The 13998-nt window shown below is 67.3% G+C and carries 12 protein-coding genes; 9 read left to right on the top strand and 3 right to left on the bottom strand.

Translation table 11 applies throughout. The annotated features are described in order from the left end of the window. Positions 1-189: 189 nt before the first annotated feature. From AC3WQZ_RS02075 to AC3WQZ_RS02040, 8 genes are read left to right on the top strand one after another with little or no spacing between them, the layout of a single operon-like run. Complete coding sequence (locus tag AC3WQZ_RS02075) at positions 190-1623, top strand: FAD-binding oxidoreductase (RefSeq protein ID WP_058696497.1); 1434 nt, start codon at positions 190-192, stop codon at positions 1621-1623. Positions 1624-1642: 19 nt separating this feature from the next. Further along, positions 1643-2728: an ABC transporter substrate-binding protein gene (locus tag AC3WQZ_RS02070; protein ID WP_011617495.1), complete on the top strand. Its 1086-nt coding sequence runs from the start codon at positions 1643-1645 to the stop codon at positions 2726-2728. Positions 2729-2766: 38 nt separating this feature from the next. After that, positions 2767-3858, top strand: coding sequence for an ABC transporter ATP-binding protein (locus AC3WQZ_RS02065; protein WP_058696498.1), 1092 nt, complete (start codon positions 2767-2769; stop codon positions 3856-3858). After that, positions 3855-5624 carry an ABC transporter permease subunit gene (locus AC3WQZ_RS02060; RefSeq protein WP_058696499.1) on the top strand — a complete coding sequence of 590 codons (1770 nt, stop codon included), beginning with the start codon at positions 3855-3857 and terminating at the stop codon, positions 5622-5624. Before AC3WQZ_RS02065 ends, AC3WQZ_RS02060 begins: the two co-directional genes overlap by 4 nt. Positions 5625-5635: 11 nt before the next feature. Continuing rightward, entirely contained in the window at positions 5636-6550 is a 915-nt protein-coding gene (gene dapA, locus AC3WQZ_RS02055; RefSeq protein ID WP_439669232.1) for a 4-hydroxy-tetrahydrodipicolinate synthase, read from the top strand. Between the two features lie 13 nt (positions 6551-6563). Beyond that, a complete protein-coding gene (locus AC3WQZ_RS02050) occupies positions 6564-7721 on the top strand; it encodes an alpha-hydroxy acid oxidase (protein WP_439669233.1) in 1158 nt (385 codons plus the stop codon). 37 nt (positions 7722-7758) lie between these two features. Next, positions 7759-8583: an IclR family transcriptional regulator gene (locus AC3WQZ_RS02045; protein ID WP_010810310.1), complete on the top strand. Its 825-nt coding sequence runs from the start codon at positions 7759-7761 to the stop codon at positions 8581-8583. A gap of 3 nt (positions 8584-8586) precedes the next feature. Beyond that, positions 8587-9225 (top strand): uracil-DNA glycosylase family protein, encoded by a 639-nt coding sequence (locus AC3WQZ_RS02040; RefSeq protein ID WP_058696502.1) that lies wholly within the window; start codon positions 8587-8589, stop codon positions 9223-9225. 43 nt (positions 9226-9268) lie between these two features. Here AC3WQZ_RS02040 and AC3WQZ_RS02035 read toward each other — a convergent pair whose 3' ends face one another. Genes AC3WQZ_RS02035 through AC3WQZ_RS02025 form a run of 3 tightly spaced genes read right to left on the bottom strand, consistent with a single transcriptional unit; the run spans position 9269 to position 12810 of the window. Next, entirely contained in the window at positions 9269-10261 is a 993-nt protein-coding gene (locus tag AC3WQZ_RS02035; RefSeq protein WP_010810323.1) for a tripartite tricarboxylate transporter substrate-binding protein, read from the bottom strand. A gap of 33 nt (positions 10262-10294) precedes the next feature. After that, entirely contained in the window at positions 10295-11794 is a 1500-nt protein-coding gene (locus AC3WQZ_RS02030; RefSeq protein WP_492299957.1) for a M81 family metallopeptidase, read from the bottom strand. Positions 11795-11820: 26 nt separating this feature from the next. Next, complete coding sequence (locus tag AC3WQZ_RS02025) at positions 11821-12810, bottom strand: Bug family tripartite tricarboxylate transporter substrate binding protein (RefSeq protein WP_439671996.1); 990 nt, start codon at positions 12808-12810, stop codon at positions 11821-11823. Between the two features lie 135 nt (positions 12811-12945). Here AC3WQZ_RS02025 and AC3WQZ_RS02020 point away from each other — a divergent pair, with 135 nt between their 5' ends. Next, entirely contained in the window at positions 12946-13989 is a 1044-nt protein-coding gene (locus AC3WQZ_RS02020; RefSeq protein ID WP_234788061.1) for a LysR family transcriptional regulator, read from the top strand. The last annotated feature ends 9 nt before the right edge of the window (positions 13990-13998 follow it).

Genomic DNA, 13998 nt, shown 5'->3' with positions numbered 1-13998 from the left:
CGGCACGCCGCCGGGCCGCTGTCACGGAAGGCCGTTCGCACAAGGAACCCCCGACATCTGGTCTGCAGCCCATTGCCTGTCGTTCGACAAAGTAATCGCATTGCGATTACTAGTATGTGGATTTCACCTATACCTATGCTCATGACAATCGACTAGTATGGCTTCAATCGAGCACGAGGGCACAAAGCGATGTCACTTGTATTGAAGCTGAAAGACCTGTTGGGACCCGATGCGGTTCTCACCGAACCCGCGGACGTAGCCGCCTACATCGAGGACTGGCGCGGCCGTTATAAGGGCCCGGCGCTGTGCGTGGTGCTGCCGGCCTCCACCGCGCAAGTCGCCGCGGTGGTGCAGGCCGCGGTCCAGGCCAGCGTGCCCGTGCTGCCGCAAGGCGGCAATACCAGCCTGTGCGGCGGCGCGGTGCCGGCCCCGGACGGCACGCCGCCCATCGTCATCAGCCTGGCACGCATGCGGCGCATCCGCGCCATCGATGCGGCCAACAACTCGATGGAAGTCGAGGCAGGCTGCGTGCTGGCCGCGATCCAGCAGGCGGCGGCGGAACAGGGGCGCCTCTATCCCGTGAGCCTGGGCGCCGAAGGCTCCTGCCAGATCGGCGGCAATATCGCCACCAATGCGGGCGGCACCGGCGTGCTGCGCTATGGCAACACCCGCGACAACGTGCTCGGCCTTGAAGTGGTCCTGCCCGACGGCCAGGTCTGGAACGGCCTGTACCGCTTGCGCAAGAACAACACCGGCCTCGATCTCAAGCACCTGTTTATCGGCTCCGAAGGCACGCTGGGCGTGATCACCGCCGCCACGCTCAAGCTGCACCCGCTGCCCACCGCGCACGCCATGGCGTGGCTGGCGGTGAGCACGCCGCAGGCGGCGCTGGAGATGCTGGGACGCTTCCAGCAGCGCTGTGGCGCCACCCTGTCCGCGTTTGAAATGCTCAATGACGTGCAGTTGCAGATCGTGCTCGATCACGTGCCCGGCCGCCGTGCGCCGTTGCCTGCCAGCCATCCCTGGCACGTGCTGGTGGAACTTGCCGACACCGGCCGGCGCGAGCTGCTCGACGAGGTGCTGCAGGAAGTGCTGGAGCAAGGCGTGGCCGAAGGCCTGGTCGACGATGCCGTGGTGGCCGCCAGCGGCGCGCAGCGCGAAGCCATGTGGCAGGTGCGGCATAGCGTCTCCGAAGGCAACAAGAAGGCGGGCCTGGGCCTGAACACCGATTGCGCCGTGCCGGTCTCGGCGGTGCCGCAGTTCATTGAGCGCGCCACCGCGGCGGCGCATGCGGTCCTGCCGGACTTGCCGATCATCGTCGTGGCCCACCTGGGCGATGGCAACGTCCACTTCATCCCGCTGGTGCCTTTCCCGCAGTGGCAAGCGCTGCCAGAGCGCGATGCCGTGGCCGCCCGCATCAAGCACGCCATCGACCAGGTGGCCTACGAACTGGGCGGCACCTTCAGCGCGGAACATGGCATCGGCCAGGTCCTGACCGAGGAAATGGCGCAGTTCAAGCCGGCGGTCGAGATCGCCATGATGCACGGCATCAAGCGCATGCTCGACCCGCGCGACCTGTTCAACCCCGGCCGGCTGCTGCCGTCCCCACCTTCCCAGCAATAACGGCAATCAAGGAGCTCGCATGAACGACCACAGCCCCATCAACTCTTCTCGCCGGCGTGCCCTCAAGGTCGCCGCTGCCGGCCTTGGCACGCTTGCCGCGCCCGCAGTGCTGCAATATGCGCGCGCGCAGTCCAAGCGCATCGTGGTGCGCGACGACGGCGGCATCTACACCAAGGCCTACAGCGCGGTGTACTACAAGCCGTTCACCGAGAAGACCGGCATCGAGGTCGTGGGCGTGCAGGCCAACGCCGAACCGGTGGCGCAGATCCGCAGCATGGTCGAGACCAGGAACTACACCTGGGACATGGCCAAGATCAGCCAGCCGGCCATCCTGCTGCTGACGCAGGGCGGCAAGGTCTACCTGGAGAAGCACGGCCTGGAGGGCGACGCCACCATCAAGACCATTCCGGCGCATTTCATGTCGCCCTACGGCGTGGGCACCAACGTCTACAGCACGGTCCTGGCCTATCGCACCGACGCCTTCAAGGGCCGCAAGGCACCGTCGTCGTGGGCCGACTTCTGGAACGTCAAGGACTTCCCCGGCCGCCGCGCCCTGCGCAAGCACCCGTTCGACACGCTGGAAGAGTCGCTGATGGCCGCCGGCACGGCGACCTCCGCGCTCTATCCGCTCAATATCGACCAGGCCATCGCCAACCTGGAGAAGATCAAGGCCAACGTTGACGTGTGGTGGAACTCCGGCGCCCAGGTAGAGCAGATGCTCAAGTCCGGCGAGGTCGACATGGTGGCCACCTGGGTGTCGCGCGCACAGAGCGCGGCCGCCTCCGGTGCCCAGGTCGGCATCGTCTGGAACCAGAACCTGTGGGGCGTGGACAACTGGTCCATCCTGGCCGGCACGCCGAATGCGCAAGCCTGCCGCGAATTCATCAAGTTCGCGTCCGACCCCAAGCGCATGGCCTCGCTGGTGGAGTACTTCCCGGCAGGCGTGACCCAGCCGGATGCCTTCAAGTACATCAAGCCCGAGGTTGCGAAGAACTGCCCGACCCACCCCGACAACATCAAGTCGGGCGTGCAGATCAACGCCAAGTACTGGCTCGATAACCAGGCCGCGGTGATGGAGAAGTTCAACGGCTGGATCCTCAAGTGATCTGAACCTCTTCACCAGACACCACAAGCAACGACACGATGCCGAATTTCAAACTCAAGATTTCCGGGCTGACCAAGCGTTATGGCGACTTCGTCGCGCTGGCCCCGACCGACCTTGAAGTGGCCGAGGGGGAATTCCTTACCCTCCTGGGCCCTTCGGGCTCGGGCAAGACCACGCTGCTCAGCCTGATCGCCGGGCTGGCCGTGCCGGACGGCGGCCAGCTGCTGATCAATGGCAAGGACGTGACCTATGGCGCCCCCTACGAGCGCGATATCGGCATGGTGTTCCAGAACTACGCGCTGTTCCCGCACATGACGATCGCGGAGAACATCGCCTTCCCGCTGAAGATGCGCCGGGTCGACGCGGCCACGGCCAGGCGCCAGGCACTGGAAGCACTGGAGATGGTCCGCCTGCCCCACGTCGCGGCGCGCTTCCCGAAGGAACTCTCGGGCGGCCAGCAGCAGCGCATCGCGCTGGCCCGCTGCCTGGTCTACAAGCCATCGATCATCCTGATGGATGAACCGCTGGGCGCCCTGGACAAGAAGCTGCGCGACCACATGCAGCTGGAGATCAAGCGCATCCACCGCGAGCTGGGCACCACCATCGTCTATGTCACCCACGACCAGGAAGAGGCGATGACGATGTCTGACCGCATCTGCCTGATGAACGGCGGCAAGATCGAGCAGCTTGGCACGCCGTCGGACCTGTACTTCCGCCCGCGCACGCTGTTCGTGGCCGACTTCCTGGGCGAATCGAACCTGTTCGAGGGCACCGTCACGGAAGTGCGCGGCGACCACGTGGAGGTGGCGCTGGCACAGGGCGGCGCCGTCGCCCACGCGGTCACCAATGCGCCGGTGGCCGCCGGGGGCAAGGTGCGGGTCATGGTGCGGCCGCAGAACATCGCCATGGCCAACGGCGTCACCGCCGCCAATGCGGTCAGCGGCAAAGTGCTTGACAGCATGATCACCGGCAGCCTGACCAAACTGTACGTGGAATCCGATGCCGCCGGCCAGGCCCCGGTGGTGCTGTCCTACCCCACCTCGATGGGCGCTTCCCGGCATGCGGTCGGGCAGCAAGTCACGCTTACCTGGCAGCGCAGCGACGCTGTCGCCGTCCCGGATTCGCTATGACCGCCGTCGCCCTGCAACGCCGACCCCTACCCTGGCTGCGGCCCGCCTTGCTGGCCGCGCCGCTGGTGCTCCTGTTCGTGGTGCTGCTGGTCTACCCGGTCGGCCAGCTGCTGCTGCTGAGCGTCTACAGCGACGGTGCCTTCACGCTGGCCAAGTACCGCCAGCTGTTTGCGTCGTCGGTCTACGTCGACGTGATGCTGATCACGCTGAAGATCTCGCTCTGGACCACGCTGCTCTCCGTGGTCGCCGGTTATCCGGTGGCCTACCTGATCTCCTCGCTGTCAAAGGACAGGAAGGCAAAGTGGCTGTTCTGGGTACTGCTGTCGTTCTGGACCAGCTTCCTGGTGCGCGCCTTTGCCTGGATCGTGATGCTGGGCCGCAACGGTGTGGTCAACCAGTTGCTGAGCGCCGCCGGCATCCAGGATGCGCCTTCCAACCTGCTGTACAGCCTCGGCGCCGTGCTGGTGGCGATGGTGCACGCGCTGATGCCGCTGGCGGTGCTGACCATGCTGTCGGTGATGGAGAACATCGACCGCAACCTCCCGCGCGCGGCGCTTACGCTTGGGGCACGGCCTGGCACGGCGTTCTGGCGCGTCTACTTCCCGCTCTCGATGCCGGGCGTGGCGGCCGGCGCCATCATGGTGTTCGTCACCGCCGTCGGCTTCTTTATCGTGCCCGCGCTGCTGGGCGGACGCAAAGAGATCATGGTCGCCCAGCTGATCATCGACCAGGTGCAGCAGACCATGAACTGGGGTTTCGCCGGCTCGATCTCGGTGTTGCTGCTGCTGGTCGTGCTGGCGGTGTTCGCCCTGTATGACAAGGTGCTCGGGCTCTCGTCGATGGCAGGCGGAGCGGAGCAACGCACCCGCTCCGCGGCCGCGCACGATGGCGTGCTGCATCGGCTCGGTGACAGCGTGCTGGGCGCACTGGGAGCGGTCAGCGACAAGCTGCTGGCACTGGTGCCGCGCGGCCGGCGCGAGCCGCAGCCGGGCGACTCGCTGCCGCTGCGCACGATCGTGCTGCTGGTGCTGCTGTTCCTGAGCGTGCCGGCGCTGCTGATGATCCCGCTGTCGTTCGCCGACAAGTCGGGGCTGAACTGGCCGCCGCGCGGCTTCACGCTGCAGCACTACCAGGACATGCTCGCCTCGCCGCTGTGGATGCAGGCCGGGCTGCGCTCGCTGCTGGTCGGCCTTGGCGCCGCGGTGCTGGCGCTGCTGGTCGGCACGCCGGTGGCGTTCCTGCTGGCGCGCTCGCAGATGCGGGGCAAGTCGCTGCTGCTGGCGTTCGTGCTGTCGCCGATCATCATCCCGCGCATGATCATCGCGGTGGGGATGTTCTACTTCTTCGCCAGGGTCGGGCTGGTCGGCACCTCGCTCGGCCTGATGATCGGCCACACCGTCATTGCCGTGCCCTACGTCGTCATGACGATGATGGCGGTGCTGCGCAACTACGACACGCGGCTCGACCTGGCGGCGCAAAGCCTGGGCGCCAGGCCCTGGCAGACGCTGCGCTACGTGACGCTGCCGATCCTCGCCGCCGGCCTGTTCTCGTCCTTCCTGTTCGCCTTCGCCACCTCGTTCGATGAGCTGACGATCGCCCTGTTTGCCTCTGGCGGACTGAGCGCCACCCTGCCCAAGCAGTTCTGGGACGAGGTGACGCTGCAGCTTTCACCGGTGATTGCCGCGGTGTCTACCTGCCTGTTCGTCTTCGTTACCCTCCTGATCACCTGCGCCGAGCGCTTGCGCCGCAAGAGCGCCGGGCGCTGAGAACCTTATCCATGAACAACAAGCTTACCGCCGCCGACCTGCGCGGCATCTTCCCCGCCATCCCGACGCCCGTGACGGCCGACGACAGGATCGACCAGGACGCCACGCGCAAGCTGATGGCCTACCTGCTGGCCAACGGCGTTGCCGGCGTGGTGCCGCTGGGCGGCACCGGCGAATACGGTGCCCTGTCGCGCGAGGAGCGCGTCCGCATGGCAGCCCTTTGTGTCGAAGCAGCGGCTGGCCAGGTTCCCGTCATTCCCGGCGTGCTCGACCCGGGGTTCCACGATGCGCTGGATGCGGGCAAGGCCTTTGCCGGCGTCGGCGCCTCTGCCCTGATGGTGCTGACGCCCTATTACACCTCGCCGACCCAGCAAGGCATCCGCGACTACTTCCTGCGCTATGCCGACGCCTCGCCGGTGCCGGTCATGATCTACGAGATCCCCTACCGCACGCGGATCGCGATCGCGCCCGAGGTGCTGCACGAGCTGTCGCGCCACGAAAACATCATCGGCATGAAAGCCTGCAACACCGACATGTACCACTTCCTCAAGGTGGTGGCGGGTGTCGACGACAGCTTCAGCGTGTTCAGCGGCGAGGACAGCCTGTTCCCGCTGCACATGGCGGCGGGTGCCAGGGGTGGCGTGGTCGTGACCGCCTCCGTGCTGCCGCGCACCTGGCGCGCCATCTATGAGCTCGGCGTGGCCGGCAATACCGCGCAAGCGGTACGCCTGCACCGCCAGCTGATTCCGTTGCTGGACCTGGCCTTCTCCGAAACCAATCCTGGGCCGCTGAAATCCGTGCTCGACCTGGTGGGCGTGACCGCGCCTAAGGTGCTGGCACCGCTGGTAGCGCCGGCACCCGGGCTGCAGGCACAGCTGCGTGCCGAACTGACGCAGCGGCTGCAAGCCGAGGCCGCCCTCGCCTGAGGCGCCGACGATCATGCTGCCGGCCATCAAGGACTATCGGGACCTGGCGCGGCGCCGGCTGTCGCGCTTCGCCTTCGACTATCTGGAGGGAGGCGCGGAGGACGGGCGCACGCTGGCACGCAACCTGGCCGCATACCAGGCACTGCTGTTCCGGCCGCGCGTGCTGCGCGACGTCACGGAGATCGATCCCGGCATGGAGATCTTCGGCCGCAAGTACCGCCTGCCGTTGCTGGTGGGCCCCACGGGGCTGAACGGACTGTACTGGCCGAAGGCCGAAGAGGCGCTGGCACGGGCCGCACACGCTGAAGGACTGCCCTTCGTGATGTCGACTGCATCGACCTCGCTGATCGAAGACGTGCGCGCAGCCAGCGACGGCGACCTGTGGCTGCAGCTCTACGTGCAGCGCGACCGCGCCATCTCCGAGAGCATGATGGCGCGCGCACGCGCCGCCGGCTTCAGCACGCTGATGCTGACCGTCGACACCATGGTGCACGGCAAGCGCGACCATGACATCCGCAACGGCTTTCGCATGCCGGTGCCGTGGACGCCGCGGCTGCTGGCCGACCTGGCGGCCCATCCGCGCTGGTGCCTGCGCATGCTGCGCCAGGGCGGCTCGCCGCAGCTGGTCAACCTGGCCCGCAGCAGCGGGATGTCCAACGACCTGAAGGCGCAGGCGGCGGGATTGAGCCGGCAGATGGACATGTCGCTGTGCTGGGACGACATCGCCTGGCTGCGCCGGCACTGGCACGGGCCCGTCATCATCAAGGGTATCCTTACGCCGGCCGACGCGGAAATCGCCGCCCGCCAGGGCCTGGATGGCATCGTGGTCAGCAACCACGGCGGCCGCCAGCTGGAAGGCGCGCCCAGCGCGGTCGAGATGCTGCCCGCCATCGTCGCGGCGGCGGGCGGGATGCACGTATTCGTCGATGGCGGCGTGCGCCGCGGCGCCGACATCGCCAAGGCGCTGGCAATGGGCGCCCGCGGCGTGCTGGTGGGGCGCGCACCGCTGTACGGGCTGGCGGCGCGCGGTCCCCGCGGCGTGGCGGAAGTCCTGGCCATCCTGCGTGGAGAATTCGAGACCACGCTGCGGCTGCTCGGCGTTCCGCAGGCAGCCAGGCTGGACGCTGCCGCGCTCTCGGACGACCATGCCGCGCGGCTGGCCGCACTGTAAGCCATGAAAACAATGACAAGGACGAGCAGGAGGTTGTGTGGATTCAGGTAATGAAGGCAACGGGCTGCGCACAAGGCGCGAGCGTTCGTCCCTGTTCGTCGGTTCGGTGGAAAAGGCCTTCCAGGTGCTGGAAGCCTTCCACGGCCCGGACCGCCGCCTGATGTCGATGGCGGAAATCGCCCGGGCGGCCGATCTCGACCGCAGCGCCACCCAGCGGCTGGTGCACACACTGGAACAGCTGGGCTACATCCGGCGCCTGCCCGATTCGGCGATGTATGGGCTTGCGCCGAAGGCACTGGGCCTGTCGTACAACTACCTGCGCTCCAACGACCTGGTCGAGCGCGCATCGCCCTACCTGCTCGATATCAGCCGCACGCTGGGAGAAACCGCCAACCTGCAGGAACTCGACGGGCACGAAATCGTGTTCCTGGCCCGCTTCCCCGGGCAGCACCTGATCAACGTCGATTTCGGGGTCGGGTACCGGCTCCCGGCCGTGTACACCGCGTCCGGGATTGCGATCCTGTCGAAGCTGCCCGAAGCGCAGCGCCTGGAGGTGGTGCGGGCGACCGCACTGAACCCCATCACGCCGTTCACTGAAACCGACCCCGACAAGCTGATGACGGCGATCCGCGAGGCCGGTGAACGCGGCTATGCCGTGGCCATGAACCAGACCGTGGTCGGCGACATCTCCGTCGCAGCCGCAATCACCGACCACCGCGGGCTGCCGGTCGGGGCCATCAATATCTCAGTCCCGTCCACGCGCTGGACGCTGGAAACCGCCCAGGCCAAGCTGGCCCCGCATGTGCAAGTGGCGGCCATGTCGATCTCGCAGGCGAAGCGGATGAGTTTCCAGACGGCATGAGCGATGCGGGAATCCAAGCCAACGCCTGAGGGAGGCCAACGCTCCTCGCTCGATACCCTGCTGACCGAGGTACGGGCTTGCCGCGCCTGTGCGCCACACCTGCCGCTGGGCCCGCGCCCGATCGTGCGCGTCGGGGCCGACGCGCGCATCCTGATCGTCGGCCAGGCGCCGGGGATACGCGTGCATGAAACCGGCATTCCCTGGAACGATGCGAGCGGCGACCGCCTGCGGCAGTGGCTCGGGGTCGATGCCGCCACCTTCCTCGACGAATCGCAGTTCGCGATCATCCCGATGGGGTTCTGCTATCCCGGACGCGGCAAGAGCGGCGACAACCCGCCGCGCCGCGAGTGCGCGCCATTGTGGCTCGACCGGCTGCTGGCGCAACTGCCGTCGATCGAGCTGACCTTGCTGGTCGGCCAGTACGCGCAGCGCCATTTCCTCGGGGCGCGCCGCAAGCCGACGCTGACCGAGACCGTCAGGGCATGGAAGGACTACGCGCCCGGCTTCGTGCCGTTGCCGCATCCGTCACCGCGCAACCAGCCGTGGTTCAAGCAGCATCCCTGGTTTGAGGACGAGGTGCTGCCGATGTTGCGTGAGCGGGTTGGCCGGCTGTTGCGGCACGGCCCTGCGCAATCAGGGTAGGCAGCAAGCGATACCCGCGCCACCGTCGCCTGGCCCGCTCGCCTCATTCGCTGGCCGTAAAGCCCGAAGCCGCGACCACCGGTCCCCACTGCATGCGCTGCGCCTGGATGAGCTTGCGCAGGGCATCCCCCGGCTTGCCGTTCATCTCCATGCCCAGCGCCGACATCCTGTCGCGCACCACGGGATCCTTGACGGCGTCGAGCAGCGCTTTCTCGATCCTCGCCACCGCAGCCGGCGGCGTCCCCGCCGGCACAAAGGCCGAGTACCAGCCTGACGCCGCCTCGAAACCCGGCGCGCCCGCCTCCGCCAGCGTTGGCACATCAGGCAGCAGCGCCGACCGGCGGGTCCCGGTGACGCCGAGGAAACGGATCTTGCCCGCCCGGTACAGCTCCATCTGCCCCCCCACCGCATCGATACCCAGCGGCAGCGTGCCGCCGATCTCATCGGTCAGCATCATGACGGCGCCGCGATAGGCAGTGGGCAGCAACGGCACGCCAATCGACTTGCTGAGCGACAGCACCCCGAAATGAATGCTGCCGCCGAGCGTGACCAGCCCGACACCGCCCTTGTCCGGGTTGCGCTTCACCCATGCCAGGTATTCCGGCATGGTCCGATAGGGCTGGTTGACGCTGGCGGACGCCACCAGCGGCACGTCGGCCAGGTAGGCGACCGGAACCAGGTCCTTGTCGGGGTCATAGGCCAGGCGCTTGTAGGTCAGCGGAAAGATGGTGAACGGCGGCGCGGGCGAGATCAGCACCGTCTTGCCGTCCGGCGGCGCGCGTTTGACGTTCTCCAGCGCCAGCCGCGCCGATGCGCCGGGGCGGTTCTCGACCAGGACAGGCGTATCGAGCGAAACACGCAGCTTTTCAGCAAGCGCGCGCGCGAAGATGTCCAGCGCGCCACCGGCCGCGAAGCCGACCACGATGCGCACGGGCGCGTCGCCGCTGGCGGGGGCAGCCATGGCAGGAACGGCACTGGCACCCAGGGCCAATGCCAGCGCGGCGGCCAGCCGTCGCAAGGGGTTCGGAAATAGCATACGGATTACTCCGGTTGACGGCGGCGGATGCGCTCAGGCGGCCTCGAGCGCAGTGTGCACTTCCAGCGGATAGATCGGGCGGCGCAGGTTGCGGAACGGGAACTGGCTGTAGTCAGAGCTGCAGACTCCGGGGCCGGCCACCAGCACGATCTCGCTGGCGATCGGCTCGAACCCTGCGCGGAAGTGCTGGCGCGACTTGATCAGGATGTACCTGCGGCGCGACAGGTCGATGCCCGCATGCGTGAACACGCCGGTATCGAACGGCTCCTGCGGCTTCTCGCAGATCACGACCAGCGTGCCGGCGACATCCAGCACCACGGTGCGGCCCAGGCTCAGCTTCATGCCTGTGAACATCGGGCCGGTGACCTGGTAGTTGCCGTCGGTAATGCACTGCACCCGGCCGCTCAGCCGCAACGGACGGCCCTTCAGGTCCAGCGCGGGCATGTCGGTCTTGCCGCCCACATCCAGTGTGACGGACTGCCCGACGCCGGCGGCAATCAGTTCCGCCACCGCGCCCGGGTCCCAGAACGGCCCGGCGACCACGCCTTCGAGCCCCTGGCGCAGGACTTCGCCCAGCACCGTCATTTCATCCGTCGGCCCGCCAGCGCCGCAGTTATCGCCATGGTCGACCAGCACGACCGGGCCCTGCGTGAGCGTCTTGGCGCGCGCGATGGATTCCTCCATCGGCTCGATCGGAAAAACAAAATCAGCCCGGCGTTCCCACGCCATGCCGCAGAGCTCGTCGAGCAGGCGCCGCCCTGCGTCGACCCTGGCGGCATCCGCCACGATCACCACGGCCAGGCCGGTATGCGGGATATCGGCAAGCGGAAAACCACCAAACACCGAGGCGTTGAGCACCTCGCCATCGCGCTCGGCCGCCATCGCACGCTCCATGATGTCCTTCATGGGTTGCGCGCGCGGGGTCTGGCGCAGCATGTGGGTGAGCATCGGCAGCGTGCGCCACAACAGGACCGGGCGGGCCTCGCCTCGCAGCGCCGCCATCAGGGTACGGGCGGCGCGTGCGCCGGTCTCGTACACGTCCACGTGGGGATAGGTGCAGTAGCCGGCGATCACGGTCGCATTGTCAACCAGCGCAGCGCTGAAGTTGGCGTGGAAATCCAGCGATACCGCGATCGGCACCTCGGGCGCGGCGGCACGGATGCGTGCCAGCAGTTCGCCTTCGGCATCCGGATAGCCCTCGGCCACCATGGCGCCGTGCAGGTCCAGCATCACGGCATCGCAGCCTGCGCCCACCGCCTCGACAATGCTGGCCGCCATCGACTCGAATGCCTGTGCGGTCACCATGCCACTGGGCACCGCGTTCGCCATCAGGGGCATCACGAACTCGTCGCCCTGGTGGCGTACCAGGTCGATGAACGCGGCCGCGGCGCTGTTGGTGCCCTGGCACGCACGCACCGCGTCGTCGCCGTAGAGCGGGCCAGCGGTGCTGCCGCGGTTGAACGCGCTCAATGGCGTGGCAATCGGCGAAAAGGTATTGGTTTCATGCCGCATCAGGGCAATGACAAAACGCATGGACTGGCTCCGACAGCGTGAAGGGTTCAGTTGGATTCGAGATCGACTGCGCGCGCAATGGCGCCGTAGCGGATCGTTTCCGCTTGCAGGAAGCGGCGGGCCTGCTCGGGGGTGGAAAGGACCGGCTCATAGGCAAGCGTCTGCAGGCGCGCGGCAAAGTCCGCTTCCTGCACGCTGGCCTTCACTTCCCTGTAGAGCCGGTCGATGACCGGGGCCGGCGTACCCGCCTTGACCACCAGCGCCAGGTTGCCGCGTACCTGCAGCACATCCGTGCCGCCCGCCTTCTGCGTTTCGAGGCTGGGAAACTGCGTGACGGGCTCCGCCTGCAGCGTGGCCAGGGGCCTGGCCTTGCCATCCTGGACGTAATTGACCGAAGAGCCGATCACATCGACATGCGCATAGGTCTGGCCGCCGATCAGGTCCGCCATGGCCGGCGGCGAGCCGCGGTATGGAACGATGGTGAAATCCAGGCCATTGCGGCGCTTCCAGTCGGCCAGGCCGAGGTGCGCAGCCCCCGCGACGACGTTGATGCTGATCGACACCTTGCCGGGATTGCGCTGGATATGCGTCTTCAGCTCGCCCAGCGTCATCTCCTTGCGGTCGGCGCGCGTGATGATCCAGTGCGGCACGGTGCTGACGATGGTCACCGGCGTCAGGTCGGTCTCGGGGCGATAGCGCAGGCCCTTGATTGTGAACGGATTGATACTGAGCGTGCCGTCGCTGGCCAGCAGCAGCGTGTTGCCGTCGGCCTTCTCCTTGAGCACCGACGACACACCCGGCACGGTCGCGCCACCGGCGATGTTCTCCACCATCACCGGCTGCCCCAGCCGCTGTTCCAGCTTGCGCGCGAGTGTGCGGCCGATGATGTCATAGGAACCACCGGCCGGGAACGGCACCACCAGGCGCAGCGGCCGGTCGGGCCACGCGGGTGCGGCAGTTGCGCAAGTGGCTGCGAGCAAGGCTGCGCCGGCAAGCATGCCGCGCATGATCGAGCGCAAATGGCTCATGGCTTCCATGGGTCTCCTCCTGAGGTCTGATTGCCTCGTGATGGCTTGGAATGAATCAGGTGATGCGCCGACTATATGGGATCGGCTCCGATACCAAAAGCGAATAAAAATCGCTGTTTGTTGAGCAAATGGTTAACTTGTAGAATGAGCCACCCGGCCCCGCCGATCGTCGCCTGCCCCATGCCCGCCGAAGCCTTCGCCCATACCCTGCTTGGCCGCCTCAAGCTGCGCCACCTGCGCATCATGCTGGCGCTGAGCGAGATGCCAACCGCCGCAGCCGTCGCCGCGCGCTTTCATGTCAGCCCCGCCGCGGTGTCCAAGACCCTGGCCGAGATCGAAGACATCGTGGGCATGCCGCTGTTCGAGCGCAGCCGCCGCGGCCTGCACCTGACCGAGCCCGGACGGGAGATGGCAGCCCATGCGGCGGTCTTGCTGGCGCAGCTCGAACGGCTCGCCGAATCGCTGCAGGCAGTGCGTGCCGGCAGCCAGGGAGCGTTGCGCATCGCGTTCCGGACGATGTCGGTGCAGCCCTTCCTGGCGCGGGCGATGAGCGACTTCTACCGTGACCATCCGCGCGTGGAGATCAGCGTGATCGAAGGCGGCATCGGCGAACTGGCGGATCAACTGGTGGATGGCTCGCTGGACCTGCTGTTCGCCTATGACGATCCGCGCCTGTCGCTACCCGCGCTGCGCACGGCACCGGTAGTCCCGGCGCAGAAGGTGGTGATTGTCGCCAGCCTGGACCATCCGCTGCTCACGCGCCGCAAGCTGGCGGCGCGGGAACTGTCCGGGCAGCAATGGTGCATTCCGGTGGCCGGCTCGCGCATGCTTCACCTGCTGCACACGGCGTTTCATACCCTAGGGGCGCCGGCGCCCTCGCTGGGCATCCGCACCAGCGATGTGGCCGCCACGGCCAGCTTGTTGCAGGCGGGTCATTTCCTCGCGGTGTTCCCCGAGCGCATTGCCGCGCAGCTCACCCTGGCCAAGGTGGCGCGAGTGCTTCGCTTCGAACTCGGCAGCCGCGTGGAGCCGGTGGTCGCGGTCTGGAACGACGAACTCACGCCACGCACGCCGGCGCGCCTGTTTCGCGAGCTCGTCATGCGTCGCGCCGGCGAGACCCTCGTGGCCGAGCCAGTGCCGTTGCTGGCCGCGCGCGCGGTGGCGGCGGCTGGCGTTCGCAAGCGCTGAACGGGAAGC

The organism is Cupriavidus sp. FW305-26, from assembly GCF_058787975.1.
This window is presented reverse-complemented; position numbering and strand designations above follow the sequence as displayed.